Origin of the sequence: Thermosipho ferrireducens (assembly GCF_017358165.1) — a bacterium.
Classification (GTDB): domain Bacteria; phylum Thermotogota; class Thermotogae; order Thermotogales; family Fervidobacteriaceae; genus Thermosipho_B; species Thermosipho_B ferrireducens.
The window spans coordinates 447,915-473,843 of sequence record NZ_CP071446.1 but is presented as its reverse complement, the minus strand read 5'-3'; the positions used below and the strand labels follow the sequence as shown (position 1 = coordinate 473,843).

The 25,929-nt window shown below is 35.7% G+C and carries 34 protein-coding genes and 8 tRNA genes; 32 read left to right on the top strand and 10 right to left on the bottom strand.

What is annotated here, in order from left to right:
- Positions 1 to 151: 151 nt before the first annotated feature.
- Positions 152 to 508 carry a HepT-like ribonuclease domain-containing protein gene (locus tag JYK00_RS02375; RefSeq protein WP_207567109.1) on the bottom strand — a complete coding sequence of 119 codons (357 nt, stop codon included), beginning with the start codon at positions 506 to 508 and terminating at the stop codon, positions 152 to 154.
- Complete coding sequence (locus JYK00_RS02370) at positions 501 to 824, bottom strand: nucleotidyltransferase family protein (protein ID WP_207567108.1); 324 nt, start codon at positions 822 to 824, stop codon at positions 501 to 503. The genes JYK00_RS02375 and JYK00_RS02370 overlap by 8 nt, the downstream gene beginning before the upstream one ends.
- 647 nt (positions 825 to 1,471) lie before the next feature.
- On the opposite strand from JYK00_RS02370, the gene JYK00_RS02365 reads away from it, so the two are divergent.
- Positions 1,472 to 1,969, top strand: coding sequence for a dihydrofolate reductase family protein (locus JYK00_RS02365; RefSeq protein WP_207567107.1), 498 nt, complete (start codon positions 1,472 to 1,474; stop codon positions 1,967 to 1,969).
- A 13-nt stretch (positions 1,970 to 1,982) separates the two neighbouring features.
- Here the strand turns inward: JYK00_RS02365 and JYK00_RS02360 are convergent, their stop codons facing one another.
- Positions 1,983 to 2,657, bottom strand: coding sequence for a M48 family metallopeptidase (locus tag JYK00_RS02360; protein ID WP_228288189.1), 675 nt, complete (start codon positions 2,655 to 2,657; stop codon positions 1,983 to 1,985).
- A gap of 121 nt (positions 2,658 to 2,778) precedes the next feature.
- Between JYK00_RS02360 and JYK00_RS02355 the strand changes: the two genes are divergently transcribed.
- From JYK00_RS02355 to JYK00_RS02330, 6 genes are read left to right on the top strand one after another with little or no spacing between them, the layout of a single operon-like run.
- Complete coding sequence (locus JYK00_RS02355) at positions 2,779 to 3,153, top strand: Rid family detoxifying hydrolase (protein WP_207567106.1); 375 nt, start codon at positions 2,779 to 2,781, stop codon at positions 3,151 to 3,153.
- Positions 3,154 to 3,156: 3 nt separating this feature from the next.
- A complete protein-coding gene (locus tag JYK00_RS02350) occupies positions 3,157 to 3,849 on the top strand; it encodes an endonuclease III domain-containing protein (protein ID WP_207567105.1) in 693 nt (230 codons plus the stop codon).
- A complete protein-coding gene (locus JYK00_RS02345) occupies positions 3,827 to 4,366 on the top strand; it encodes an NUDIX domain-containing protein (RefSeq protein WP_207567104.1) in 540 nt (179 codons plus the stop codon). Before JYK00_RS02350 ends, JYK00_RS02345 begins: the two co-directional genes overlap by 23 nt.
- Positions 4,366 to 4,965, top strand: coding sequence for a hypothetical protein (locus JYK00_RS02340; protein ID WP_207567103.1), 600 nt, complete (start codon positions 4,366 to 4,368; stop codon positions 4,963 to 4,965). The genes JYK00_RS02345 and JYK00_RS02340 overlap by 1 nt, the downstream gene beginning before the upstream one ends.
- Before the next feature lie 28 nt (positions 4,966 to 4,993).
- The gene (gene fliS / locus JYK00_RS02335; RefSeq protein WP_207567102.1) at positions 4,994 to 5,404 is read left to right on the top strand and encodes a flagellar export chaperone FliS; all 411 of its coding nucleotides are present in this window, start codon (positions 4,994 to 4,996) and stop codon (positions 5,402 to 5,404) included.
- Positions 5,405 to 5,417: 13 nt separating this feature from the next.
- Positions 5,418 to 5,618, top strand: coding sequence for a hypothetical protein (locus JYK00_RS02330; RefSeq protein WP_207567101.1), 201 nt, complete (start codon positions 5,418 to 5,420; stop codon positions 5,616 to 5,618).
- A 71-nt stretch (positions 5,619 to 5,689) separates the two neighbouring features.
- On the opposite strand, the gene glyA is transcribed toward JYK00_RS02330, so the two are convergent.
- Positions 5,690 to 6,967 (bottom strand): serine hydroxymethyltransferase, encoded by a 1,278-nt coding sequence (gene glyA / locus JYK00_RS02325; protein WP_207567100.1) that lies wholly within the window; start codon positions 6,965 to 6,967, stop codon positions 5,690 to 5,692.
- Positions 6,968 to 7,765: 798 nt separating this feature from the next.
- On the opposite strand from glyA, the gene JYK00_RS02320 reads away from it, so the two are divergent.
- From JYK00_RS02320 to hup, 3 genes are all read left to right on the top strand, one after another.
- Positions 7,766 to 8,164, top strand: a complete 399-nt coding sequence (locus JYK00_RS02320) for a secondary thiamine-phosphate synthase enzyme YjbQ (protein ID WP_207567099.1) — start codon at positions 7,766 to 7,768, stop codon at positions 8,162 to 8,164.
- Between the two features lie 13 nt (positions 8,165 to 8,177).
- Entirely contained in the window at positions 8,178 to 8,651 is a 474-nt protein-coding gene (locus tag JYK00_RS02315; RefSeq protein ID WP_207567098.1) for a shikimate kinase, read from the top strand.
- A gap of 135 nt (positions 8,652 to 8,786) precedes the next feature.
- Positions 8,787 to 9,065: a DNA-binding protein HU gene (gene hup, locus JYK00_RS02310; RefSeq protein ID WP_207567097.1), complete on the top strand. Its 279-nt coding sequence runs from the start codon at positions 8,787 to 8,789 to the stop codon at positions 9,063 to 9,065.
- 41 nt (positions 9,066 to 9,106) lie between these two features.
- Here the strand turns inward: hup and JYK00_RS02305 are convergent, their stop codons facing one another.
- A complete protein-coding gene (locus JYK00_RS02305; RefSeq protein WP_207567096.1) occupies positions 9,107 to 10,831 on the bottom strand; it encodes a phospho-sugar mutase in 1,725 nt (574 codons plus the stop codon).
- Between the two features lie 4 nt (positions 10,832 to 10,835).
- Positions 10,836 to 11,276, bottom strand: coding sequence for a YbhB/YbcL family Raf kinase inhibitor-like protein (locus tag JYK00_RS02300; protein WP_207567095.1), 441 nt, complete (start codon positions 11,274 to 11,276; stop codon positions 10,836 to 10,838).
- Between the two features lie 185 nt (positions 11,277 to 11,461).
- On the opposite strand from JYK00_RS02300, the gene JYK00_RS02295 reads away from it, so the two are divergent.
- The 13 genes from JYK00_RS02295 to rplA all read left to right on the top strand — a co-directional run bounded on the left by JYK00_RS02295 (position 11,462) and on the right by rplA (position 15,718).
- A tRNA-Cys gene (locus tag JYK00_RS02295) sits at positions 11,462 to 11,538 on the top strand.
- Positions 11,539 to 11,549: 11 nt separating this feature from the next.
- Positions 11,550 to 11,625, top strand: a tRNA-Met gene (locus JYK00_RS02290).
- A 90-nt stretch (positions 11,626 to 11,715) separates the two neighbouring features.
- Positions 11,716 to 12,072 (top strand): 30S ribosomal protein S6, encoded by a 357-nt coding sequence (rpsF, locus tag JYK00_RS02285; RefSeq protein WP_207567094.1) that lies wholly within the window; start codon positions 11,716 to 11,718, stop codon positions 12,070 to 12,072.
- Positions 12,072 to 12,476, top strand: coding sequence for a single-stranded DNA-binding protein (locus JYK00_RS02280; protein WP_207567093.1), 405 nt, complete (start codon positions 12,072 to 12,074; stop codon positions 12,474 to 12,476). Before rpsF ends, JYK00_RS02280 begins: the two co-directional genes overlap by 1 nt.
- 26 nt (positions 12,477 to 12,502) lie before the next feature.
- Positions 12,503 to 12,727, top strand: coding sequence for a 30S ribosomal protein S18 (rpsR, locus tag JYK00_RS02275; RefSeq protein WP_207567092.1), 225 nt, complete (start codon positions 12,503 to 12,505; stop codon positions 12,725 to 12,727).
- A 40-nt stretch (positions 12,728 to 12,767) separates the two neighbouring features.
- Positions 12,768 to 12,843 (top strand) — tRNA-Thr (locus JYK00_RS02270).
- Between the two features lie 10 nt (positions 12,844 to 12,853).
- Positions 12,854 to 12,940, top strand: a tRNA-Tyr gene (locus JYK00_RS02265).
- Between the two features lie 25 nt (positions 12,941 to 12,965).
- A complete protein-coding gene (rpmG, locus tag JYK00_RS02260) occupies positions 12,966 to 13,115 on the top strand; it encodes a 50S ribosomal protein L33 (RefSeq protein WP_207567091.1) in 150 nt (49 codons plus the stop codon).
- 14 nt (positions 13,116 to 13,129) lie between these two features.
- Positions 13,130 to 13,205, top strand: a tRNA-Trp gene (locus JYK00_RS02255).
- Positions 13,206 to 13,233: 28 nt separating this feature from the next.
- Positions 13,234 to 13,422, top strand: a complete 189-nt coding sequence (secE, locus tag JYK00_RS02250; RefSeq protein WP_207567090.1) for a preprotein translocase subunit SecE — start codon at positions 13,234 to 13,236, stop codon at positions 13,420 to 13,422.
- A gap of 19 nt (positions 13,423 to 13,441) precedes the next feature.
- A complete protein-coding gene (nusG, locus tag JYK00_RS02245; protein ID WP_207567089.1) occupies positions 13,442 to 14,509 on the top strand; it encodes a transcription termination/antitermination protein NusG in 1,068 nt (355 codons plus the stop codon).
- A gap of 58 nt (positions 14,510 to 14,567) precedes the next feature.
- Positions 14,568 to 14,993 (top strand): 50S ribosomal protein L11, encoded by a 426-nt coding sequence (rplK, locus tag JYK00_RS02240; protein WP_207567088.1) that lies wholly within the window; start codon positions 14,568 to 14,570, stop codon positions 14,991 to 14,993.
- A gap of 26 nt (positions 14,994 to 15,019) precedes the next feature.
- Complete coding sequence (rplA, locus tag JYK00_RS02235; RefSeq protein WP_207567087.1) at positions 15,020 to 15,718, top strand: 50S ribosomal protein L1; 699 nt, start codon at positions 15,020 to 15,022, stop codon at positions 15,716 to 15,718.
- Positions 15,719 to 16,111: 393 nt separating this feature from the next.
- On the opposite strand, the gene JYK00_RS02230 is transcribed toward rplA, so the two are convergent.
- The 4 genes from JYK00_RS02230 to JYK00_RS02215 form a co-directional block, all read right to left on the bottom strand.
- Positions 16,112 to 16,186: transfer RNA gene (locus tag JYK00_RS02230), tRNA-Gly, on the bottom strand.
- A gap of 10 nt (positions 16,187 to 16,196) precedes the next feature.
- Positions 16,197 to 16,283, bottom strand: a tRNA-Leu gene (locus JYK00_RS02225).
- A 5-nt stretch (positions 16,284 to 16,288) separates the two neighbouring features.
- Positions 16,289 to 16,364, bottom strand: a tRNA-Lys gene (locus JYK00_RS02220).
- Positions 16,365 to 16,452: 88 nt separating this feature from the next.
- Positions 16,453 to 17,559, bottom strand: coding sequence for a sensor domain-containing diguanylate cyclase (locus JYK00_RS02215; protein ID WP_207567086.1), 1,107 nt, complete (start codon positions 17,557 to 17,559; stop codon positions 16,453 to 16,455).
- Between the two features lie 316 nt (positions 17,560 to 17,875).
- Between JYK00_RS02215 and JYK00_RS02210 the strand changes: the two genes are divergently transcribed.
- The 9 genes from JYK00_RS02210 (at position 17,876) to glnA (ending at position 25,686) form a co-directional block, all read left to right on the top strand.
- A complete protein-coding gene (locus tag JYK00_RS02210; RefSeq protein WP_207567085.1) occupies positions 17,876 to 19,102 on the top strand; it encodes a molybdopterin molybdotransferase MoeA in 1,227 nt (408 codons plus the stop codon).
- A 54-nt stretch (positions 19,103 to 19,156) separates the two neighbouring features.
- Positions 19,157 to 20,071, top strand: coding sequence for an extracellular solute-binding protein (locus JYK00_RS02205; protein ID WP_207567084.1), 915 nt, complete (start codon positions 19,157 to 19,159; stop codon positions 20,069 to 20,071).
- Positions 20,058 to 20,675 carry an ATP-binding cassette domain-containing protein gene (locus tag JYK00_RS02200; RefSeq protein ID WP_207567083.1) on the top strand — a complete coding sequence of 206 codons (618 nt, stop codon included), beginning with the start codon at positions 20,058 to 20,060 and terminating at the stop codon, positions 20,673 to 20,675. Before JYK00_RS02205 ends, JYK00_RS02200 begins: the two co-directional genes overlap by 14 nt.
- A complete protein-coding gene (locus JYK00_RS02195) occupies positions 20,657 to 21,433 on the top strand; it encodes an ABC transporter permease (protein ID WP_207567082.1) in 777 nt (258 codons plus the stop codon). Before JYK00_RS02200 ends, JYK00_RS02195 begins: the two co-directional genes overlap by 19 nt.
- The gene (gene moaA / locus JYK00_RS02190) at positions 21,434 to 22,354 is read left to right on the top strand and encodes a GTP 3',8-cyclase MoaA (protein WP_207567081.1); all 921 of its coding nucleotides are present in this window, start codon (positions 21,434 to 21,436) and stop codon (positions 22,352 to 22,354) included. It begins immediately after the preceding gene.
- Between the two features lies 1 nt (position 22,355).
- A complete protein-coding gene (gene moaC, locus JYK00_RS02185; RefSeq protein WP_207567080.1) occupies positions 22,356 to 22,859 on the top strand; it encodes a cyclic pyranopterin monophosphate synthase MoaC in 504 nt (167 codons plus the stop codon).
- Positions 22,834 to 23,322 (top strand): MogA/MoaB family molybdenum cofactor biosynthesis protein, encoded by a 489-nt coding sequence (locus tag JYK00_RS02180; RefSeq protein ID WP_207567079.1) that lies wholly within the window; start codon positions 22,834 to 22,836, stop codon positions 23,320 to 23,322. The genes moaC and JYK00_RS02180 overlap by 26 nt, the downstream gene beginning before the upstream one ends.
- Positions 23,323 to 23,342: 20 nt before the next feature.
- A complete protein-coding gene (locus JYK00_RS02175) occupies positions 23,343 to 23,801 on the top strand; it encodes an MOSC domain-containing protein (RefSeq protein WP_207567078.1) in 459 nt (152 codons plus the stop codon).
- A gap of 565 nt (positions 23,802 to 24,366) precedes the next feature.
- Positions 24,367 to 25,686, top strand: a complete 1,320-nt coding sequence (gene glnA, locus JYK00_RS02170) for a type I glutamate--ammonia ligase (protein ID WP_207567077.1) — start codon at positions 24,367 to 24,369, stop codon at positions 25,684 to 25,686.
- Positions 25,687 to 25,929: the final 243 nt, after the last annotated feature.

Genomic DNA, 25,929 nt, shown 5'->3' with positions numbered 1-25,929 from the left:
TTAGTTTATGTAAAATTGGCGAGATTGGCGAGTGTGCTCCTTTCCTATGTCATTCCGAACCCGAAGGGTGAGGAATCTTGATTTAACGAGTGTTAGCGAGGTTGGCATTTTCAAAACATGTCATTCCGAGGGGCGCATGCGAGGAGGAATCTTATTTTCCTATTTCTTCTAACTCTTTTAAAATTTTAAAAATTTTTCTTTTTAGTAAAGGAATCTCATTTTGAACTACAACCCAGACTATTTCCAGCTTTATACCAAAGTAAAAGTGGATTAGTTTATCTCGCATTCCGGCAATTTTTTTCCAGTCTATTTCTGTGTATTTGTTTTTTAATTTAGTTGAAACATTTTTTGCAGCTTCTCCGATTATTTCTATATTTCTTATAACAGCATCCTGTTTTTCATAGTTTTTTTGAAAATAGTCGTAGTTCAAATTGTTAACATATCTTTCAATTCTCCTACACGCTTCAAGTATATCGAGTAAGAATTCTCTGTCGCCTCTTTTAGACATATATAATACTCCTCTTTATTTCTTCTTTTATATAAGGAATTCTTATGGTTTCAACACCATCTTTTGTTATTATGTCAACTTTTCTACCAATGATAGATTCAAGATATTCGGATAGTTCATAATACTTATCGAAAGTTATTTTATTAATATCGAATTCAATATAAATGTCAACATCACTTTCCAATTTTTCTTCACCTCTGACAAAAGAACCGTAAACACCTATCTTTTTAACAGCAAATTTCTGTATAAGTTCTTGTTTATGTTCTCTAAGAATATTGAGTATCGTTGTAAGATTTGTGTTTTTTACAACGCTCATTTTTTCTACCTCCGAAAAAAACATAACGCTTCACTTTTTAGGAAGCACAATTACAATATGCGGTCTTAATAACTTACATTTTTATTATAACATTTTATTGGCGAGAGTTAGCAAGGCCTGTCCTGAGGAGTGAAACGACGAAGGATCTTGCGAGATTGGCTCCCCCACTCATGTCATTCCGAGGAGCAGGAGCGAGGAGGAATCCACCGCCCATGTCATTCCGAACCCGAAGGGTGAGGAATCTTAATTTAGCGAGGGTTAGCGAAAGTTAGCGAGGTTGGTGAGATTAGTAAAGGAATAAGATCCTTCGTCACTTCGTTCCTCAGGATGACAAAAAAGGAGAACATCATTCCAAGAAGTATAAAAACGACGAATCCCCCTTTCATGTCATTCCGAGGAGCGCATGCGACGAGGAATCTTATAATCGGCGAGAGTTGGTAGCGAGAAACAAAAAATAAGATTCCTCACATGCGTTCGGAATGACATAAAACAGCGAGGTTGGTGAGTGTTGATAAGGCCTGTCCTGAGCACGGAGTGCGAAGGATCTTGCGAGAATTAGTATCAAAAATATTTATCACCTGATTTATATATGTAGGGTGTAAATGGTATAATGAATTATACTGATGCTATAAGGCAGGTGGGATGGGATGAAACTTTTCGTTGTATTGGTTATGGATATATTTGGTGGGATAGCCAGAGTAGAGAACGATCCAATAGATTGGAGTTCTAAAGAAGATAAAGAACATTTTAAGGAGATAACAATGGAAGCTGGTACTATTATAATGGGAAGAAAGACTTTTGAAAGCATAGGAAGGCCTCTTCCTGGAAGATTAAATGTGGTTTTGACAACTAAAAATTACGAAGATTATGATAATGTGATTTTTTTGAAAGGCTCACCGGAGGATATTATTCAACAATTGGAAGAAAGGGAAATAAGAACAGCAGCAATTATAGGAGGAGCGAAGGTAGTAAAAGAGTTCTTTCCATATGTGGATACGATATACATTACTATAGAACCGCTGATTTTAGAAAATTCTTTAAAACTGGATTTACCTATTACCAGGAAGCTAAAATTGGAATCCATAGCTGTTTTAAATGAAAGAGGGGCATTGCTTTTGAAATATCAGGTGAAGAAAGACAAATAAGCTGTACTTTGTTTTACAAAGTTAGCATGTATTTATGCTCTTTTAACCATAAATGATATTTTTTATAGTCAGGCATTAGCTGTTCAACTTTTTTCCAGAAATTTTTTGAGTGATTTTTTTCTATGAGATGGACAAGTTCATGAATAATTACATAGTCTATTACAGCTATTGGAGCCATAATAAGATACCATGAGAAGTTTAGATTTCCTTTTGAAGAGCAAGAGCCCCACCGTTTCTTTGCATTTGTGATGTTTATTTTGTTGTACTTGAAATTGTGTTTTTGAGAATAGTATTCCACCCTTTCTGGAATTAATTTTTTTGCCTGGTATTTATACCATGCACTGAAAATGTTTTTCGCATCTGTTAAAACGTTTTGTGAGAGAAGAAAGGCATTGTCAAATTTTAAAGGAACGTTTTGGCCGGTTACGATTTTTAATGGATAAAATTTTCCAAGGTATAAAAATTTTTCTCCTTCCACAAATTGTTTAGGAGCAGGTATAGCTGTTTTAACTTCTTCTATTTTCTTTTCTATCCATTTTTTATGTCTGGAAATTATATGAAAAATTTCACAGTTTTTCATTTTGCGAGGGGCTCTAACAATTAGAGTAGCTCTTTCGGTGATTTGCAAAGCTACACTTTTTCTGTTTGTTCTTATGATTTTTTCGATTTTTATATTTTCTATATTCATGTAAACCTCCACATAAGGATTTGTGAGTTTTAAAATATTATAACAAAAGATATATATGATTTTGTAGGTAATGCTATAATATGAATGAATGCGAATAATCTAAAATGGGAGGGAATATTATATGCAGATGCTTTCACCAAAGAGTGCACCAAAGGCTATTGGACCGTATTCTATAGCAGTGAAAAGCAATGGGTTTATATTTATATCCGGACAACTTCCAGTCGATATTGAAACAGGAGAATTAATCAAAGGGGATATAAAAAAGGCTACTTCAGTGATACTTAAAAACGTAAAAAACATTCTTGAAGAGGTGGGAAGTTCTCTTGAAAAAGTTGTAAAAGTTAATGTATATATGAAAGATATTTCTAAATTTTCTGAATTCAATGAAATTTACGGAAAATTTTTTGAGTCTCACAAACCTGCAAGAGCTGTGGTACAGGTTTCTGGTCTTCCAAAAGATTCAGATATTGAGATAGAGTTTATAGCGGAGGAATAGGATGTGGAAGGCCTTGAAAATTTATACTATATTCTTAAGGATATATATGGAGAACTGGGGAAATGGTGGCCAGGAAGTTCTGAGGAGATATTTGTTACAGCGATTCTAACTCAAAATACAAATTGGAAGAATGTTGAAAAGGCATTAGAAAATATTTATCAGATGATAACTGCCGATGGAAGTTTGCTGAAAAAACTAAATAGTTTAAACGAAGAAAAAATAGCAGAACTTATTAAACCAGCAGGTTTTTATAATTTAAAAGCGATGCGTTTGAAGAACCTGCTTTCATATTTATCTCGATATGATTTTAATATTGAAATATTAAAGAAAAAACGGAATGTTTATGTTATTAGAGAAGAATTGTTAAATATAAATGGTATAGGAAAAGAAACAGCCGATTCTATAATTCTTTATGCGCTTGAAAAACCTATTTTTGTGATTGATAGTTATACCAGACGTCTTGTAAATAGAATGTATGATAAGAATTATAAAAAATATGATGAACTTCAAAATATGTTTCTTTCAAAATACCCGGCGGATGTCAAACTTTACCAGGAACTTCACGGTCTTATTGTTGAGCATTCAAAAAAATTTTGCAGAAAAAATCCTCGCTGTAAAGAATGTCCTGTGAAGGATTGTTATTTTCGTGTGCGGTGTATAGGAGGTCAAGAAAATGGTAGAAAAGTCGATAAATAGTGAGGAGATATTTAAAGGTGTGCTTTTACATGTGAAAAGAGATGAGGTTTTGCTTGAAAATGGCGTGAAAAGTGTTCGAGAGTATGTTCTTCATCCAGGAGCAGTGGCGGTTGTACCTGTTACAGAGGATAACAGAATAGTATTTGTGAAGCAATATCGTTACCCCATAAAACAGGTATTGTTAGAGATTCCTGCCGGCAAATTTGACTCTCCTGAAGAAAACCCCTTAGATTGTGCAAAAAGAGAATTGAAAGAAGAGACAGGATTTACCGCATCTAATTATACCTATATGGGATACATTTATACCACCCCGGGTTTCTCAAATGAGATTATTCATCTTTATCTGGCTACGGGACTTACAAAAGGAAATATGAAAACAGATGAGGATGAAATTATAGAGATTGAAATTAAGGATTTTGAAGAAGCTGTGCAGAAATGTATAACTGGTGAAATTACAGACGCAAAGACTATAATAGGAGTAATGAAGGCTTATCACATGTTGAGGAGTGAAAAATGATGGTTAAACTTATTGTCAATGGAAATTTGCAGGAATTTGATGCGAGCGCATATAAAAATTTTGGGGAATTATTGGATGCTGTATCAAAAGAACAGTCTGGAAAAGTATTAAAAGAGCTTTCAATAAATGGCAAAATGATACCAATTAGTCGTGTAGATGAATTGCGAGGAGCGGTTATAGATGAAAATATAGAAATTGAAATGAATTTCGCTTCTCTGCAGGAGTTTTTTGTTTCCACACTTTCCGACGTCGTTGATTATATAGATAATATTCTTTCTTTGCTGGATGAAGTTTCAAAAGAAGTCATGCTCGGAAATAGAGAAGGATTTGATAACATAAATAACCTCGCCGAAGGAATCTCTGCTATGGAAAATCTGAGAACAAATGCTATAAAATTAACGGGACTGACTCCCGCAGATTTTGAGAATAATATAGAAGAAGTGGAAGTTATGAATATACTAAGTGAATTTGTTAAAGCTCTTGAGACTAAGGATTTGATAGAACTTTCCGATTTACTTCAGAATAAGATTCCAATAGTTTTGAAATATTACAGAGGATATTTTAAAAACGTTTTAAATTCTATTGAAATGAATAATTGAGAAGTGTGTTTGAAGGGAAGGTGAAAAGATGGATTATACAGAACAAATGGTAAGAACTGCAAGCCCTGCAAAACTTATAGAACTTCTTTACGTTAGAGCTATAGAGTTATTAGAGCAGGCTGGTAAATCTATCGATGAGAGGAATTTTGTTGAAGCAAATGAAGCTATTACAAAGTGTCAGGATATAATTACAGAATTAAATCTTTCTCTTGATATGCAAAAAGGTGGAGAGATAGCCCAGAACTTACGTGCGCTTTACAATTATATGTTCAGAGTGCTTGTTGATGCCAATGTGAAAAAAGATAAAAAATTACTGGAAGAGGTGCGCTCACTTGTATCAGAGCTTTTGGAAGTGTGGCGTGAAGCTATGAAAAAGATAGGAAACACAGCTAACCAGCTTCCTGATCCAAATAGGCCAAGACTCAATGTGAGTTTGTAAAGGAGTAGGCTTTATGAAAATAGTATCAAATATTTTTTTCATATCAGCTGTAGTATTGTTAATTGGCGCCATCATATTTTTTGAAGTGGGTTTGCGATCTATGAGAAAACGTAATTTAAAAAAGCAAATAGCAAGTAATAAACTGGGATGGAGATTGTTATTTCTTACAGGAGTTTCCTTTGCACTGTCTGCGTTGTTTGCCTATTTTGCGTAAATAGAAATATGGAGAATATAGGGAATATAAAGAAAATGGCTCCTGAAATCCAGGAGCCATTTTGATAATTATTAACTCAGGGTTATTTTTCCCTCATACAACGGGAATTTTTTACAGAGATTCAGGACTTGAGCGGAAACTTTTTCTATGACTGATTCGTCGACATTTCCTTCCTCGTCTTTTACATTTTTAAGAACAGTTACGATCAATTCTGCAATTTCCTCCATTTCTGCTTCTTTCATTCCTCTTGTAGTAAGAGCGGGAGTTCCGAGTCTTATTCCACTTGCTATGAATGGAGAACGTGTTTCATTTGGAATAGTATTTTTGTTTACTGTAATGTGGCATTTTCCAAGAGCAATTTCAGCAGCCTTTCCTGTAACATTTATAGGAGTTAAATCAACAAGCATTAAGTGTGTATCTGTACCACCAGATACTATTCTTAGTCCGCGCTTTTCAAGTTCTTTTGCAAGTGTTTTAGCGTTTTTAACCACCTGCTTTTGATACTCTTTAAATTCTTCTGTGAGAGCTTCCTTGAAACAAACAGCTTTGGCGGCTATTACATGCATGAGTGGTCCGCCTTGAATTCCAGGGAATATACTTTTATTAATGGCTTTGTATAAGTCTTTATCGTTTGTAAGAATCATACCGCCTCTTGGACCTCTTAGAGTTTTATGAGTTGTACTTGTAACTATGTGGGCATATTCTGCAGGATTAGGATAGATTCCAGCAGCCACGAGCCCTGCAAAATGGGCCATGTCAACAACAAGATAGGCGCCTACTTCGTCTGCTATTTCTCTGAACTTTTTAAAATCAATTATTCGAGAATAAGCACTTCCACCTGCAACTATTATTTTTGGTTTGTGAGTTAAGGCAATATCACGTACCTGGTCATAATTAATCACTTCTGTTTCAGGATCAACACCATATGGAACGACTTTATAAATTCTTCCTGAAAAATTGACTTCTGCACCATGGGTGAGATGTCCTCCGTGGCTAAGTGACATTCCCATAAGTGTGGCACCTGTTTCGGCTATGGCGAAATAGGCCCCCATATTTGCCTGTGAACCTGAATGTGGTTGTACATTTGCGTATTTTACGTTGAAAAGTTGTTTAGCTCTATCTCTTGCTAATTTTTCGGCAACGTCCACCCATTCACAGCCACCGTAATATCTTCTTCCTGGATATCCTTCTGCGTATTTGTTGGTAAGTAAACTTCCCATGGCTTCTATTACCGCTAAAGATGCGAAATTTTCTGAGGCGATAAGTTCTAAACCGTATTCCTGTCTTTCCCATTCTTTCAGGATAACTTCGTATATTTCAGGATCTGTGTTTTTTACATGTTTCCACATTTTTTATGCCCTCCTTTCAAGGTTGTATAAGCTAACATCAATTTTAACATTTATACTTTAATCAAAAAAGTGTTTTGTGAACATGATTATATTAACGTGGAGTAGATATCCGAAAAATATTTGAACTTTTCTTAACGATTCGAGTTTTTGCGTGAAATTATACTTAGTTGGCAAGGTTGGCGAGATTGGCGAGTGTTAGTAAAAAAACAAGATTCCTCACATGCGTTCGGAATGACAATAAGGAAAAGATCCCTCGTCACTTCGTTCCTCGGGATGACATTCTTTTTTTGTCATTCTGAGCACGGAGTGCGAAGAATCTTGTAATTAGCAAGGCCTGTCCTGAGGAGTGAAACGACGAAGGATCTCGCGAGAGTTGGCGAGGTTAGCCTCCTCTTCATGTCATTCCGAACCCGAAGGGTGAGGTATCCCCCACTCTGTCATTCCGAATCCGAAGGGTGAGGAATCTTGATTTAGCGAGGATTGGCTCTCCACTCATGTCATTCCGAGGAGCGGGAGCGACGAGGAATCTTATAACCGGCGAGAGTTAGCGAGAGTTGGCAAGATTAGCGAGGTTGGTAAAAGATCAAGATTCCTCGCTCTGCTCGGAATGACAATGGAAAAGATCCTTCGTCTTCACGCTCCTCGGGATGACATCCTCCTCACGTTCGTTCGGAATGACAATAGGGAATAAGATCCCTTAATTAGTAACGTAATAATTCTGCTTAATTGTGTTATAATTCTATAAAAAAGGTAAGAAATTTATGCTTCACATAGGTTTTATGATTTAGGGGGGATTTTGTGGTTTACACTTTGGAAGTTAATACCACTGCCAGAAACCAGTTTGTTGATATAACAGCTGATATAGAACGTTTAATAAGAGAAGCGGGAATTAATTCAGGAATATGTATAATTTTTGTTCCACATACCACCGCAGGTATAACTATTAATGAAAATGCAGATCCTTCAGTAAAGAGAGATTTAGAAAACACTTTAAAAAAGATTGTACCTCCAAACTGGGGTTATACGCATCTTGAGGGAAATTCCGACTCTCATGTAAAATCTTCGCTAATAGGTCCAAGTATAAGTTTAATAGTAGAAAACGGACAATTACTGCTTGGAACGTGGCAGGGGATCTATTTTTGTGAGTTTGATGGACCAAGGCGAAGAAAAGTATATGTAAAAATATTAAAGGGATAATGGGGGGATAAAATTGCCGTTGTATGTTACAGGACTTCCAGGCTCTGGAAAGTCGGCTGTGGGAGAGATTTTAAAAGGAGATTTTGGCTATGATGTAATAGATTTTGATGATCTTATTTCAGTGGAACTTCAAAAAGGATTCAACAGAGTTCTTAGAGATAACGGTTTTGTGGAACTTCAGCACGTTGAGGGACGTTTATTAAAGCGATTCAAAAAGTTTGACAAAAAGATAGTTGTTTGTCTGGGTGTTGTTTCCAACATAAGTCTGTTTGAAGGAAAAATAGTATATATAAAAATTTCCAAAGATAAATTTATTCAGAGAATAAAAAAGGTATCTCAAAAAATAAAAGATATGGAAAAGATATACGAAAATGTTCACAAAGTATTTTCTCAACACGCTGATCTGGTAATTTCTTCTGAAAATAAGACAAAATTCGAAATAGCAAGGATTATCGACGATTTTTATCGACGAGAGTTTAATAAGTAAAAAAATCTTCAAATATTTCTTTGTTTCATTATAAATCACTCAAAACGTTTATATATGCGCTTCTTGCAATACTTGGTTAAAAAATGCTATATTATAAGCGTATTTGATATCACTTTTTAAAAGGGAGGGAAAGATATGAGTAAAAAGGAACTTGTTAATGCAGTGGCTGAAAAGGTAACGGGGTTAAAGAAGAAAGATATTAAAGTAGTTGTAGATGCTGTTTTTGAAGCTATTTCTGAGGCACTTGCTAAGGGGGAGAAAGTTCAGCTTGTAGATTTTGGTACATTTGAAGTAAGAAAAGCAGCTGCAAGAACTGGTGTAAATCCAAGAACAAGAGAGAAAATTAAAATTCCTGCAAGAAAGGTTCCAAAGTTTAAACCAGGTAAGGCATTGAAGGAAAAAGTAAACAAATAATTAATTGAAAGAAAAAAGCGTGCCTTTTAAGGCACGCTTTTTTATTCTCCTATAGTTTTTTTAAAGGCTTTTTCTATTTCGCTTAATTTTCTTGTAGAATTTTCTCTGCTGTGGTCGAAAGAGTAGATGTATACTTTCAACTTTGGTTCTGTACCAGAAGGTCTTACCGCATACCAGGAACCATCTTCAAGGAAGAACCTCAATACGTTTGAAGCTGGTATATGCTTTTGATTTACTTTTCCTATTTCATTTCCGTTAGCATTGTAAATTATGCCTGTTAAATAATCTATGTATTTTGTTAGTTTGAGGCCAGAAATTTCTTTTGGGAAATTTTCTCTGTAAATTTTCATGATGTTTTTAATCTTTTCCATACCTTCTAATCCTTCATAAATAAGAGAGAAATTATTTTCAAGATAATAACCATATTTTTCGTATAAGTCATTTAAAACATCTATAAGTGTTTTTCCCTGTTTTTTGTAAAAAGCAGCTGCCTCAGCTAAAATCATGGAGGAAATTACACCATCTTTATCGCGCACAAAATTACCAGTGACAAATCCAATACTTTCTTCATAACCAAATTCAAATTGATGGCCTTCTTTTTCTAATCTATTTTCAAGTCCACAGATGTTTTTGAACCCTGTGAGAGTTTCAAAAGTTTCTACTCCAAATTCTTTTGCAATCTGTTTTCCAAGTTCTCCGGTAACTATTGATTTTATAATTATGCTTTTATCAGAGAGTAAACCTCGTTTTTTTCTTTCGCTGAGCAGATAGTTGATTAAGATTGCACCAGTTTGGTTTCCGTTTAGGCTTATATATTCGTTATTGTGTTTTACCATTACGGCCAATCTGTCACAATCTGGATCTGTTGCAAGGATTATATCTGCATCGACGTTTTTAGCAAGTTCGAGGGATAATTTAAATGCCTTAATGTCTTCAGGGTTTGGATATCCTACAGTTTTGAAATCAGGATCAGGTAATTCCTGCTCCTTTACTACAAATACATTTTTAAATCCACGTTCTTTCAAGATGTGACGAACGGGGATATTTCCCGTGCCGTTAAGAGGTGTGTAGACAATTTTAATTTCTTTATCTATGTTGTCATTGTTGAGTGATAGATTTAAAACTTTTTCGTAATAGGCGCTATCGATTTCTTTGCCTACTATCTTGATTAGACCCTCTTTAATGGCTTCATCAAAATTTTTTCTTTTGATTAAGCCAAAGTTTTTAATCTTTTTTATGTTTTCCTGAATGGGAGTTGCTATATCATCAAGGATTTGAGAGCCTTCTTCCCAGTAAACCTTGTAGCCATTATATTCAGGCGGGTTGTGGCTTGCAGTGATTACAATTCCAGCTGTAGCTTTAAGATATCTTACTGCAAACGAAAGTTCAGGTGTTGGGCGTATATCTTCAAATAGATAAACTTTTATGTTGTTGCCTGCGAGTACTTCTGCTGCTGTTCTGGCAAATTCCTTTGAATAATGCCTGACATCAAAAGCGATTACCACACCTCTACTTGCATAATTTTCGCCTTTGCTATTTATAAGTTCGGCTAACCCTTGAGTGGCTTTTGATACAGTGTAGATATTCATCCGATTTGTTCCTGCTCCTATTTTTCCTCTCAACCCTGCTGTGCCAAATTCAAGTTCTTTGTAGAATCGCTCCTTAATCTCTTCTTCGTTGTTTTTGATAACTTTTAATTCGTTTTTTGTGTTTTCATCAATAGCAGGATCATTTAACCAGCTTTTATATTTTTCTAAAAAATTCACCTGATCACCTCCTATAAATGCCCACAATTTTAGCACTATCAATTATATGTCCGTTCATAGCTTTTTCAAGTTCTTTTTTTCCAGAAGATGCTGGAATTTTTAGAACAGTGTTTAAAGCATAAATTTTAAAATGATAATGGTGAACTCCATGTCCTCTGGGGGGACACGGTCCGTTGTAAGCGTTGTTTCCAAAATCGTTTTTTCCCTGTATTCCTCCAAGAAAGTTTTCCGGTATTTTGATAGCATCAGTATTTGGTGTTATATTCCAAACTACCCAGTGAACAAATGTTCCAAAAGGAGCATCTGGATCATCGACAATTATGGCTAATGATTTAGTATTAGATGGAATATCCTCAATTTTTAACTCGGGATTTACGTCAACTCCTTCGCAGGTGTATCGTTTTGGGATTTTATCCCCGTTTTTAAAAATAGTCTGAACAGTCATTTTATCATCCCCTCAAAGTTACGTTTATACAGAAAGATTATACCAGAAAGTTAGAAATAAATAATGCAGGTCCATTCCAGAATTAAATAGAAGTTTCTTAATTTTACTATAAAATGAAAATAATAAGAACTTTTATATTTTATTATTGACACTTAAATAGCTTTGTGCTAAAATTGCAATCGCGAGGCGACGTAGCCAAGTGGTCTAAGGCGGGGGTCTGCAAAATCCCTATTCGTGGGTTCAAATCCCACCGTCGCCTCCAAAAGGTTAAGTGGGCTCGTAGCTCAGTTGGCAGAGCGTCCGGCTCATAACCGGATGGTCGGGGGTTCGATTCCTCCCGAGCCCACCAAGAAGGGAGCGAATGCTCCCTTTTATTCTGAATTATCCCGTTCCACTGAAAAGCAGTGGGACCGGAAAAGTCCGAGGGAGGAGGTGTGTTATGAGGATCTATGAAACCATGTTTATAGTAAAACCAGATTTACCGGAAGAAGAAAGAGAAAACATAGCCAATGGTGTGGTAGACTTTTTAACAAACAAGTTGGGTGTTCAGGTGGATAAGCTGGAAAGGTTAGGTGTGAAAAAGACCGCATACCCATTGAAGAAATATACAGAGGCAGATTACTCGGTTGTATATTTTAGAGGAGAAGAAGTAGATTTGACGGAATTTGAAACATATTTTAGAGTAAGACCTGAATTCTTGAGATGGCAGACGTTTAGAAGAGAGGATCTTGAGAAGAAGGAGAAAAAACAGCTTAAGAAAGAAGAAGATAATCAACCTGTTGAGAAGGTGGAATAATGAATTATAATAAGGTCGTCCTTGTAGGGCGACTGACGAGGGATCCAGAGGTTCGTCAAACGTTGAATGGTACTTTGGTGGCAACGTTTACTTTAGCCGTAAGCAGGCCGAATCGTTCCGGATTTGAAGGTAACGATAATACAGATTTTATAAGAATAGTGACTTTTAGCAAATTGGCAGAATTTGTTCAAAGTTATTTAACAAAAGGTCGCTTAATATTGGTTGAGGGGAAGTTAAGAATTAATAGATGGCAGGGAAATGATGGTCAATATAGAACTACTCCTGAGATATGGGCTGATCAGGTAGTATTTATGGATAAAAAGAATGCAGCAGTTGAAGATACAGAAATGGTGGAATATGACGAACTTTTTGAGGATACTGAGAATGATGAACCACCATTTTGATCTTTGAAAAAGGAGGGAAATAATAAATGGCATACAGAAGAAGGAAAAAGGTAAGAGTTTGTAAACTTTGCCAATCTAAAGTTGATTATGTTGATTATAAAGATGTTAAGTTACTTAGAGAGTTTTTAACCGAGAAGGGAAAAATTATTCCAAGACGTATCACTGGAAATTGCGCAAAACATCAAAGAATGGTGAAGATTGCTATAAAAAGAGCAAGGCAAATGGCATTACTTCCATATGTAAAGTATTGACACGTTCTTTGACATAGGTTATAATAATTATCGCGTGCGAGCCAGCGTAGCTCAATTGGTAGAGCGATTGATTTGTAATCAATAGGTTGAGGGTTCGAGTCCCTCCGCTGGCTCCAAAGTAGAGGTGGTGAGGTGCCCGAGTGGCCAAAGGGGGCGGACTGTAAATCCGCTGGCAGAATGCCTTCGAAGGTTCGAATCCTTCCCTCACCACCAGATTTTTTTATCGGGAGGGAAAAACGTGAGAATACAGGTTGCTCTTAAATGTGGTGAATGTGGAACAAAAAATTATTATACGACTCGCGAAAAAAATAAAAAGCAAAAATTGCAGCTTAGAAAATACTGTCCTAAATGCAATAAACATACTCAGCACGTAGAGACAAAGGCATAATAATCTTTTTTTGCAGGGGCGTAGCTCAACTGGTAGAGCACCGGTCTCCAAAATCGGGTGTTGCGGGTTCAAGTCCTGCCGCCCCTGCCAGAATTTTTTTATTATGGGGGAGATTTAAATGGAAAAATTGAGGAAGTTTTTTAGAGAAGTAAGGGCAGAAGTTAAGAAGACTCACTGGCCAAATCGAAAAGAGCTCTGGGGAGCCACAGGAGTTGTTTTGTTGATCCTGGCATTTACGGGAGTTTATTTCTTTGTACTGGATCTTATCTTCTCAGGAACACTTGGAGCGATTTTGAAGCTTTTCTAATTCTTTTTGAGGTGGTAAAATGAGAAAAAGATGGTATATTTTGCAAACACTGGCCGGATATGAGGCCGCCGCTAAAGAAAACCTTGAGGCAAAGGTTAAAGCTCAAGGTGTGGAACATTTGATTAGCAGAGTTCTTTTGCCGGAAGAGACCATAATAGATGCCTCTTCGAAATCTATTGAGAGGCATATAGTTTCGTCTAATGCAAAATTATATGTGGTAAATGGAAAAGAGGTTAAAAAAGGAGAGCTGTTAGCGGAAGAACCAGCAGTAAGAGTTAGAAGAGACGGAAAAATAGTTGAAGTTAGAAATGCAAAGAAAATAGTTATTGAAACAGCTGATAAAAAATTTACTAAAACATATGTAATTCCCCAGAAAAGTAAACCGATTACAGGTTTAAAAATTGGTGGCTATGTAAGGCAGGGGATGCCCCTTACAGAAGATGAAGAAATAATATGCGAACTTGATGGAAAAATAGTTTACACAGAAAGAATGAAAAGAGTTGTGGTAAAAAACAAAATAGGCGAGGAAGATGTTTACGCTCTTCCATATGAAACAGTTAACACAGAATTGGTAAAAAAAGGAACCAATGTAAAGGTTGGACAGGTTCTTGCAGAGCCAAAAAAAGTTCTTTCAAAAAGTTCTGGACGTGTTGAAGTGATAGATTTTCCTGCAAAGAAAGAAATACGGATTTTAAAAGTAAAAAGCCGAAAGTTATTTCCAGGATATATTTTTGTGGAAATGATTATGAATGACGAGTTATGGCATTTTGTGCGAACAGTTCCTGGAATAATAGACTTTGTGTCTTCTGGTGGAAGGCCCCTTCCTATTAAAGATAGCGAAGCTCAGGTTGTTTTAAGGTTATCTGGAGAAGAAGAATATGAAGCCAAGAAACCGAAACAATTGAAAGTGGAATTTGATTTTGAAGTAGGAGATGTTGTAAAGATTGTTTCAGGACCATTTGAAGGATTCGTTGGTAATGTAAAGGAGATCAACCCAGAACACAGTGAACTGAAAGTTATGGTTACAATATTTGGTAGGGAAACACCTGTAACGGTTCATACATCCGAAGTGGAAAGAATAGATTAATCTTGTAAATACGTGGGAGGGAGCATCCCTATAACCACAAAAAGGAGGTAGAGTATACATGGCAAAGAAGGTAGTTGCAGAGGTCAGGTTGCAACTGGAAGCCGGAAAGGCTACGCCAGCGCCACCAGTAGGTCCAGCATTAGGTCAGCGTGGCGTAAATTTGATGGAATTTTGTAAAAAGTTTAACGCGGCAACTGCGGATAAAGCAGGAATGCTTATTCCAGTTATAGTAACTGTTTATGAAGACAGATCTTTCACTTTTGTGACCAAGACACCACCAGCTTCATTTTTGCTAAAAAGAGCTGCAAAAGTTAATTCTGGTTCACAGGAGCCAAAGAGAAAAATAGTTGGTAAAGTGACACGAGATCAGTTAAAAGAAATAGCGGAAATAAAAAAAGAAGATTTAAATGCAAATGATATTGAAGCGGCTATAAAGATAATTGAAGGAACTGCAAAAAGTATGGGTTTAGAGGTAGTAGATTAATAATACTTTAGGAAGGAGGAGGCAGAATGCCGAAGCACTCCAGAAGGTATAATGAGGTAAGAAAATTGGTGGATAGAACAAAATTTTATAATTTAGATGAAGCAATTGAACTTGCAAAAAAGGTAGCAACTGCTAAGTTTGATGAAACTGTGGAACTTCATATTAAAACCAATATAGATTATAGAAAATCAGAACAGCAAATTAGAAGTACAGTATCTCTTCCACACGGAACAGGAAAGCAGATACGCGTTTTGGTTTTCGCAAAAGGTGAAAAAGCCGAAGAAGCCAAGGCAGCGGGGGCAGATTACGTTGGAGCAGAAGATATGGTTGAAAAAATTCAAAAAGAAAACTTTCTCGATTTTGATGTAGCAATAGCAACGCCGGACATGATGAGAGTAATAGGAAGACTTGGTAAAATACTTGGACCTCGAGGGTTAATGCCTAATCCAAAAGCGGGAACTGTTACTGAAAATGTTGGGGAAGCTGTTAAAGAGTTCAAAAAGGGTAGAATGGAAGTACGAACAGACAAAACTGGAAACTTGCACTTGCCAGTAGGAAAAGTATCTTTTGATGATGGAAAGTTGAAAGAAAATATAAAATCAGCTTACGAGCAAATATTGGCGTTAAAACCTGCCGGAGTAAAGGGAAACTTTATAAAAAAAGTTGTATTATCTTCAACAATGGGACCAGGTATAAAAATTGATCCTGCTACTATAACAGAATAAAAAAATTAATGATCAAAAAACAGCCTTGCTTTTATTGGCAAGGCTGTTTTTTTAGAAATTGGTGAGGCCTGTCTCATCGCCCATGTCATTCTAAGGAGCAAGAAGGCGAGGAATCCACCGTCCATGTCATTCCGAATCCGAAGGGTGAGGAATCTTATAATTGGCGAGAGTTGGCGAGAGTTAGTAAAAAAACAAGATTCCTCACATACGTTTGGAATGACAATAAGGAAAAGATCCTTCGTCACTTCGTCCCTCAGGATGACATCCTCCTTACATATGTTCGTAATGACATGGAAAGAGGTTATCATTCTGGAGAACAAAGAAAGGAATTTGTAAAAAAAAAGAGGCTTTAAAAGCCTCTTTTAGATTCATCGTTTCGATATTAATATGTTTTGGAGCGGGCGACGGGATTTGAACCCGCGACCTCCTGCTTGGCAAGCAGGCGCTCTACCACTGAGCTACACCCGCATTTTTCCCTTGGTGCGAGAGGTGGGACTTGAACCCACACGGACTTAAGTCCACTGGATTCTAAGTCCAGCGCGTCTGCCAATTCCGCCACTCTCGCTCCTCTGGTGACCCGGGCGGGATTCGAACCCGCGGCCCCCTGATTAAAAGTCAGGTGCTCTACCTGCTGAGCTACCAGGTCATCCAGGCTTTCAAGAGCCGATAAAAATAATAACATATCAAAAGTCCTGTGTCAAGCATTTTATTGCGAATTGAAAGTAAATAATACATTAACGTTGTCTTTTATCCATATACATTTTTTTATCAGCTAAATCAATTAATTCTTTTATAGAAGTAGTCTTGCTATTTAAGACATATCCAATGGCAGCGGAAACTCTAAATGAGCTCATATCTATTGTTATAGGAATTTCTATGATTTTTTTTATCCTTGTGACAATGCTTTTTATTATTTCTTCATCATCTATATCTTTTAGTATAACAACAAATTCATCTCCGCCGTATCTAAAGATTAAATCTTCCTTTTTAATAACCCTTTTAAGTCTTTCAGCAATTATTTTTAACGTTTTATCACCTAATTCATGACCATATTTATCGTTTATCTTTTTAAAATCATTTAAATCAATAAATAAAACAGCTGATTGGCCAGCTATGTTTTTAAAATTTTCAAGAGCCCTTCTGTTTAATGTTTCAGTTAATATGTCAAGATTTGCATCCAGAATCAATTGTTTTATATGAAGCACGTGGGTTACTATATTTGAAAGTTCTGTCGCAAGAACTTCCGCTAAAGACAAATGGAAACTGTTCAATCTTTTCCTGTGAGACCAGTCGATGTTTAAAATACCCATTACAGAGTTTTTGAATACTATTGGAATTCCAATCCAGGTTGATATTTTAGCTGAAAGCTTTTCAGAATCAACCCATCTGGAAAATTTGTGAACATTCTGGAGCGCGTATATTTTTTTGGTATCCAATATTTTTTTTAGGTTATCTGGTTTCTTTTCATTTAATTCCCTGGCAAGTTTTTCTAACTCAAATTTGTCGTATTTTTTACACCATACATAAAAGCTCCATTCCTTATTTTCCGGGGTTAGCAAAAACGACCAGCCGCTTGCTTTATAAACGGAAGATATTTTTTCAAAGATCTTTTTTAATATTTCTTCCTCCGGGTAATTTTCGTTGAGTAATTTGAAAACCATTCTCAAAAGTCTTATGCTTATCCCATTTCTAAGCACATTTTTTGAGTTAGGAGGAAGAAATATTTTTGATTTTTCTTCAAAACGCGCAATGTATATCAGGGATCTTCCGTGAAATACGGTCATCAAAATAAAGATGAAAACAAAACTTGTTAATAAACTTGTAAGTATAATAGTAAGCATTTGAAGAACCCCACTTGTATTTTGATGGTTTATTTCAAAAAAACTTTTAAAGGTTACATGAGAACCGTAGTAGTAACAATAATTATAACACTTTTGTAGAGGAATTAATGTTTGGTATATGATATACTCTTATACCGTGCAAAAAACACCGTGTTTGTGTTTGTTTTATGATTTTTACAGATAAAGGTTCTTTATTTTTAATAAACTTTGATAATTGAACTTCTTCTATGGTTTTTATTATATTTTAACATAGACTATAATTTTAACAAATACTGTAACTTTTTAATGATAGAATTTGTTGGTGAGGTGATTTTTTGTGGGAAAGTTTATGAATTTTGCCAGGCGTGAGGAAATTTATGAAAAGTATATAAACTTGTTTAAACCAGAAAAAAATTTCGAAATTCCAGTTGATTCTGCTATGGGATACGTAAGTTTTGAAAAAATTTTTGTGAGAGAAAATTTACCCGGTTTTGATAAATCCACAGTGGATGGATATGCGCTTATAGCTGAAGATACTTCCGGAGCATCTCGGGAATTTCCTAAAACGTTTAAGATAACTGGTAAAGTAGAAATGGGAAAGGGCTATGAAAATGTTGTAAGAAGCAAAGAAGCTGTGTGGGTACCTACGGGAGGTGTTATTCCTTCAGGAGCAAATGCTGTAGTAATGGTTGAGGATACAATGGTTGAAGGGGAATTCCTGAAAGTTTTTAAACAATTACATCCGTGGGAAAATGTTATAAAAAAGGATTCAGGAATGAGAAAGGGAGAGGTTTTGGTAAATCGTGGAGAGAGAATAACTTTTGGAAAAATAGATGCGTTACTTGCAAATGGGATAACAAAAATAATGGTTTATAAAAAACCATCGGTTGGGATAATTTCTACGGGCAGTGAGGTTGTTGAGCCTGATGCTCAAAAAAGTTTTTTTGAAGTCAGAGATGGCAACACTTATACACTAAAGGCTTATCTTAAACATCTTGGATACGAAGTAGAAAGAGTGGCACATGTTAAAGATGAATATGAAAAGTTCCTGAGAATAGTAAAGGAAGCGCTGGAAAAATACGATGTAGTTGTTACTTCAGGGGGGAGCTCTGTTGGCAAAAAAGATTTTACCAGGGAAGTTTTCTCAGAAGTTGGAGAAGTATATTTTCATGGAGCGTGGATAAAACCAGGTAAACCGACTGTTTTTGCAAAAGTTGGTGAAAAAGCGCTTATAGGACTTCCAGGTAAACCTGTATCTTTTATGGTCAGTGCCTATCTTTTTTTGCTGCCGCTTTTAAAAAGATTAGAAGGAGATACAATGTGGAAGCCAAAGGTATGTGCATACGTTGTTTCTGAGGATAGTTTAAAAGCTGCCCATGGACGTGAGACATTTATCCCAGTAAAAATATTCGACAATTTTGAGAATAAAATACTATACGCAAAACCTTTTCCTGATGAATCTGGATTGGTAAAACCATTGTTAAATGCCGATGGGATTATAAGGATTCCTTTGGAAAAAGAAAAAGTTGAGAAGGGTGAAGTTTGTGAGTTTTATATGTTTTAAAATAGAACTTTGTTGTCAGTATTAATATGAAAATTTGAGAGGAAGTGGTGTAAGATGAGACGAATATTAATAATAATTATGTTTGTGTTATTTTCATTGTATGTTTTTTCAGACATTCTCATATTTTATGCATCTTCTCTTACACCACCTTTGAAAGAAATAGCAAAAAAATACGAAGAAAAATATGGAGAAAAAGTTTTGCTGGAACCATCTGCGAGTATAGTAGTTGCTCGTAAAATAACGGAGCTTGGTAGAAGAGCAGATATAGCTCTATTTGCAGACAAAAATTTGTTTTTTAAAATGGTTTATCCAGAATTAACTGACTGGCAAATAGTTTTTGCTTCAAATTCTATAGTTCTGGCTTATACAAAAAATTCCAGGTATAGTGAAAAAATAAATTCTTCGAATTTTTTTGAGATTTTGCTTGGTGATAAAGATGTCCGATTCGGGTATCCTGATCCCAGAATTGCTCCTCTTGGTTACAGAACACATTTTCTTTTTCAATTGGCTGAGAGATATTATAATGTTCCCGGACTGTATGAGAAATTTAAAGAGGCAAAGAATATATATCTCTCGAGAAAATCCATAGATTCGTTATCACTTCTTGAAGTTGGAGAGCTTGATTATGTTTTTGAGTACCGGTCAGTTGCAAAAGTACATAATTTAAAATATGTGGAGTTTCCTGAAGAGATAAATTTAAGCTCACCAGAATTTGAAGATAGTTATGAAAAAACTGTTATAAGCATTAATAATAAAGTTATAATGGGTTCTACTATAGCGTACACTGTCTGGATACCTAAAAGTTCAAAAAACAAGGAAGGGGCAATAAGATTTCTTGGATTTTTTTTGAGCGAGGGACTTAAAATACTTGAAAAAGATGGCTTTATCCTTATTAAACCTTATATTGAAGGTAATGAAGAGAAAGTTCCAGAAAAAATAAAGGCGATGATAGAAAATGCTGGAAGTTAAGGATTTGTATGTAAAACTACCTGAGTTTGAACTTTACGTTGAAAAGTTTGTGGTTCATCCCGGTGAAGAGGTTTACATAGTTGGTAAAACGGGTTCCGGGAAGACAACGTTTTTTGAAACGCTGGTAGGTTTTCACAAACCTGTGAGCGGTAAAATTTTTTTATATGGCAATGATATTACACACATTCCGCCTGAAAAAAGAGGTATTGGTATGGTGTATCAGCATTTGCATTTGTTCCCACACATGAATGTAAAAGAAAATATTTTCTTTGCATCTATGGATAAAGATTTTACACTGTATTTGATAAAGCGGCTCGAGTTAGAGAATTTTCTTGAAAGAGATGTAAAAACACTTTCAGGAGGAGAAAAGCAAAGAGTTGCTATTGCAAGATGCCTGGCCACAAAACCAAAATTGCTTTTACTTGACGAGCCTTTTTCCCACATTGATTCTATCAGTGAAAAGCGTATAAAAGCTGTGATAAATGAATATATGAAACTTGAAAATATACCGGTTGTTCATGTGACTCACAAGCTAAATAATATTACCGGTAAACGTCTCTATGATATGAGAGAGGGGAAGCTGGAATGTTCAAATGTTGCGTGATATTATTTTCAGTTATTTTAATTATAATTGTTGTTTTTCCAATATTAAACATTTTTCTGAATCTGGATTTTGGAAATTTTTTTGATACATTATTGGGAGAAGAATTTTTGAAAGCGGTTTTGGTTACGTTTTCTGCTTCTGTAATTTCCGTTGGGATGATTTTAATTCTTGGGATTCCTTTTTCATATATGATTGCGAGGTATGATTTTCCATTTAAGACATTAATAGAAGCACTTGTGGATCTTCCACAGTCTATTCCAAATACAGCGGCGGGGATCGCACTTCTTCTCGCTCTTGGTCGTACCTCTGCTACTGGAAGGTTTTTAGAAAACATGGGATTAAAATTCTCAGCGTCATTTTTGGGAGTAACTGTGGCTATTTTTTATGTTAGTTTCAGTATTTTTGTTAGTACTGTAAAAGAGGGTTTCAGAGAATTAGATATCAGATATGAGAAAGTTGCACGTTCCTTAGGGAAAGGAGAGTTTGAAACGTTTTTTAAAGTATCAATTCCCATGGTAAAAAAGGAAATAATAGCAGGTACTGTACAAATGTGGGCCCGGGGGATATCGACGTTTGGGGCTGTGGCTATAATAGCTTATAATCCGAAAACTTTATCTGTGCTTGCTTATGACAAATTTTTAACGGAAGGTGTAAAAGAATCTCTCAGCGTTGTGGCAGGTATATTTTTAGTTTTTGGTAGTGTGTTTTTATTGTTGAGAACACTTGAAAATCGGTGGAAATCTGAGGAGATGAGATAGTTGAGGGATCAATATAATAGAGAGATACGCTATGCAAGAATTTCAATAACCAATAGATGTAATTACAGATGTACATATTGTTATCTTGATAATGTGAGAAAAGAAGAAATGACTTTAAACGAATATGAAAAATTATTTGAAGCTTTAAAAAGCATTGGAATAAGAAAAGTTAGAATAACTGGTGGAGAACCAACTGTGAGAAAAGATGTAATAGATATTGTAAAGCTCGCAAGTAGTAACTTTAAGGAAGTTAACATGACTACCAACGGGCATTTTGTCAAAGAATTAGCTTCCAGGTTAAAAAAGGCGGGATTAAGTGGGTTAAATATCAGCCTTGATACTCTTAATGAAAGATTATTTGAAAGAATAACGGGAGTAGATGGTTTGAAAAATGTTCTGGAAGGAATTGAGGAAGCGTTGATAGTGGGACTAAAAGTGAAACTGAATACAGTTTTGACTGTTGATACAAAAAACGAAATTTTCGAATTGATAAATTTTGCAGAAAGACTGGGAGTTCCTATCAGATTTATTGAGCTTATGCCTTTTGGTAATTTCACGGAGGATTTAAGGATTAAGGAAGAAGAAATTTTCAAGTTGCTGGAAACCCGCTATGGGAAATTGCACCCTACAAAGTTAAAACCTGGCGAAGGTCCCGCTAAGTATTATAAAATAGGAAAAACTTATGTAGGCTTTATCTCGGCTTTCAGTCGAGACATATGTAGCACCTGTAATAAAATACGCATAAGTTTTGACGGCAAGCTAATACCATGCCTGGGTAAAAACATAAAGTATGATATAAGGAATTTGTTACATAATAAAGAAAAGCTTGAGGAAAAAATACGCAAAGCTATATTTTTCAAACCAAAACACCACAACTTTGAGGAATTGAAAACAAAAGGTTTGAATGAAATGGGGGGATAGAATGGAGTTTTCCCATATAGATAAAGATGGAAAGGCAAAAATGGTTAATGTTGGTGGCAAAGCAGATACAAAGCGAACAGCAGTTGCATATGGTAAGGTAACAATGAGAAAGGAAACGTTAAATGCCATTATAAATGATGAAATACCAAAGGGTGATGTTTTTACGGTAGCAAAAGTAGCAGGTATTATGGCAGCTAAAAACACTTCCAGTATTATTCCTATGTGTCATAACATATTTTTAACAGGTGTTGATATTAATTTTGAATCAAAAATAGAAAAAGAAAAAGGTATTGTGGAGATTTTTGCCAGGGTTAATACAATTGGTAAAACAGGTGCTGAAATGGAAGCACTGACAGCTGTTAGTGTGGCGGCACTTACGCTTTACGATATGTGCAAATCAGTGGATAAAATGATTACTATTGAAAATATTTATTTAATGGAAAAATTCGGGGGGAAAAGTGGACATTGGAGGAGAGAAGATGAGAGTTTACATAATAACTCTTAGTGATAAAGGTTATGAAGGAAATAGAAGAGATAAGAGCGGAGAAAGATTGAAAGAGCTTTGCAGTAACCATGGCTGGGAAATAGTTGGCTATAGAATACTTCCAGATGATAAAGTGATGATAGAACAAACATTGATGAAAATAACGGATGATAATCTCGCAGATATAATATTTACAACAGGTGGAACAGGAGTTTCCCCAAGAGATGTAACTCCTGAGGCTACTTTAGCGGTTATAGAAAAAAGGCTTCATGGTATAGAAATTGCTATGATGGTGGAAAGCCTTAAAAAAACCCCCCGGGCGATTATATCACGTGCAGTTGCAGGTATAAGAAAAGAGACAGTAATTATTAATTTTCCAGGAAGTGTGAAAGCAGTGGAAGAAAACTTTAAGGCAATAGAACAGGCAATAGAACATCTTGTTGAAAAGTTACAGGGAAATGATGAAGATTGTGGCAGAAGATAAGTAAAGGGAGGAGTTTTTCAGTGAAAAAGATTATAGGTAAAATTGTATCCTTGAATATATCAGAGAAAAGGGGAACTATAAAAAAGCCAGTTGAGCAGGTAGAGTTGATAGAAAATTTTGGAATTAGAGGAGATGCCCATGCGGGAAATTGGTTGCGACAGGTTTCCATGCTTGCTGTAGAGAGTATAGAAAAAATGAGAAAAAAAGGGATAGATATAGAATACGGCGAATTTGCAGAAAATATAACAATAGAAGCTGAGAAGATATATAAGTGGAAATTAGGAGCAAAGATAAAAATAAAAGAAGCTGTGCTTGAAGTCACTCAGATTGGAAAACAATGCCATGATTTTTGCGATATAAAAAAACGTGTAGGAACATGTGTTATGCCTCTTGAAGGGGTGTTTTTAAAAGTTATTAAAGGTGGGATTATAAGCGTGGGAGATGTGGTGGAGATAATTAGCGAGGTTAACGAAAGTTAGTGAGTGATTGGCGAGAGTTAGCGGGTGTTAGCGAGAGTGGCTCCCCACTCATGTCATTCCGAGAAGCGTATGCAACGAGAAATCCATCGTCCATGTCATTCCGAACCCGAAGGGTGAGGAATCTTAATTTAGCGAGAGTTAGCGAGTGTTGGTAAAAAAACAAGATCCTTCGTCGCTGTGCTCCTCAGGATGACAAAAAAACAATGAGGGATAGCATCTACGAAATGTGTCATTCCGAGGAGCGTATGCGACGAGGAATCTTGTAACTGGCAGATTGGCGAGAGTTAGCGAATGTTTTAGCAAGGTTTGTCCTGAGCACGAAGTGCGAAGGATCTTGCGAAGTTAGTAAAAGAAAAGGTCATATTCCTCCAATTTTTTGCTTCGTTCAAAATTATAATAATGGAAATTAGTGAGTATTACTTTTTTACGTTGACATGGCTAAAAAGTGTGATATTATTTAGATATAATATATGAGTTGTAGTTAATGTAATTTTTTGTTGTTTTGCTTTTATTTTTGACTAATTGCTCGTAAAATCTACAGATATTAATTGAAAGGGGGGATTTTATGGAGATTGAAAGAATTTTTGAAATTGTTGAGGAGGAAAACATAAGATTTATACGCCTGCAGTTTACAGACATTAACGGTAGTTTGAAAAATGTAGAAATCCCTGTGAATGATTTAAAGCGTGCATTTGAAAAAGGAATTATGTTTGATGGCTCGTCTATTGAAGGGTTTGTAAGGATTAATGAATCTGATATGTACCTCCGCCCGGATCCCTCTACTTTCGCTATCCTTCCCTGGACTCTTGAAGGTCAAAAAAGTGCAAGACTTATATGTGATATATACAGGCCTAATGGAGAACCTTTTGAGGGTGATCCCCGGTATAGGTTGAAGCTTGTTATGGAAGAAGCTTCCGGACTTGGATTTGTTCCACATGCAGGACCTGAAGTAGAGTTCTTTTTGTTGCCAAAAAAGAATGGAAAAGTAAGTTATGAGTTTTTAGATGAAGGTGGTTATTTTGATCTTCTGCCAGTAGACATTGCCGAGCATCTTAGAAGTGAAGTTGCTGTTATGATCGAGGAAATGGGGATTGACGTTGAAGCTACTCATCATGAAGTTGCTCCTTCTCAACACGAGGTCGACTTCAGATACGCAGATGCATTAAATTCTGCAGACGCTGTGCAAACAGTTAAATTGGTTATAAAAACTCTTGCTATAAAAAATAATTTACATGCAACTTTTATGCCAAAACCATTTTTTGGAGTTAATGGAAGTGGAATGCACGTTCATTTGAGCCTGCTTTCTAAGGATGGAAGTTCCAATGGATTTTATGATGAAAAAACCGGTGATATCTCTGAAAATATGAGATACTTTGTAGGTGGTGTATTAAAACATGCCAGAGCAATAACTGCCGTAACCAATCCAACAGTGAATAGTTATAAAAGACTTGTACCAGGATATGAGGCACCAGTAAATGTAGCCTGGTCTCTTGGAAATCGTTCTGCATTGATAAGAGTTCCTATGGCACGTGGTATGGGAACAAGGTTAGAGTATAGAGCTCCAGATCCATCGTGTAATCCATATTTAGCTTTTGCTGTTTTAGTAGCCGCAGGATTGGATGGAGTAAAAAATAAAATACAACCTCCAGAACCTGTTGAAAAGAATATATACAGTATGAATGAAGAAGAGAGAGAAGGATTAGGAATAACTACTCTACCAAAGACTCTCGAAGAAGCTCTAATAGAAGCAGAAAAGGATCCATTGATTAAAGAGGTGCTGGGAGATCATATATACGAAAAATTCATGGAGCTTAAGTGGAAAGAATGGAAAAGCTATTCAATATATGTGACAGAATGGGAAAGAAAAAAGTATGAAAATGTGTAATTAAGGTTAGATTTAATAAAATCCGCGGGAAAAAATCCGCGGATTTTATTTTAGGAAATGTCAGGATGTATATATAATAATTATACACAAAAGAATAAAAAAATTGGAACGTTCCATAAAAGTCTTGACGATTTATGAAAGTTTATTAAAATCAATTAATGTAGATGAATATTGTCTAAATGTTGTGTTGACAATTCTAAAACAAAGGAGGGGGAATTATGAAAAAAATCTGGAGAAAGGTAG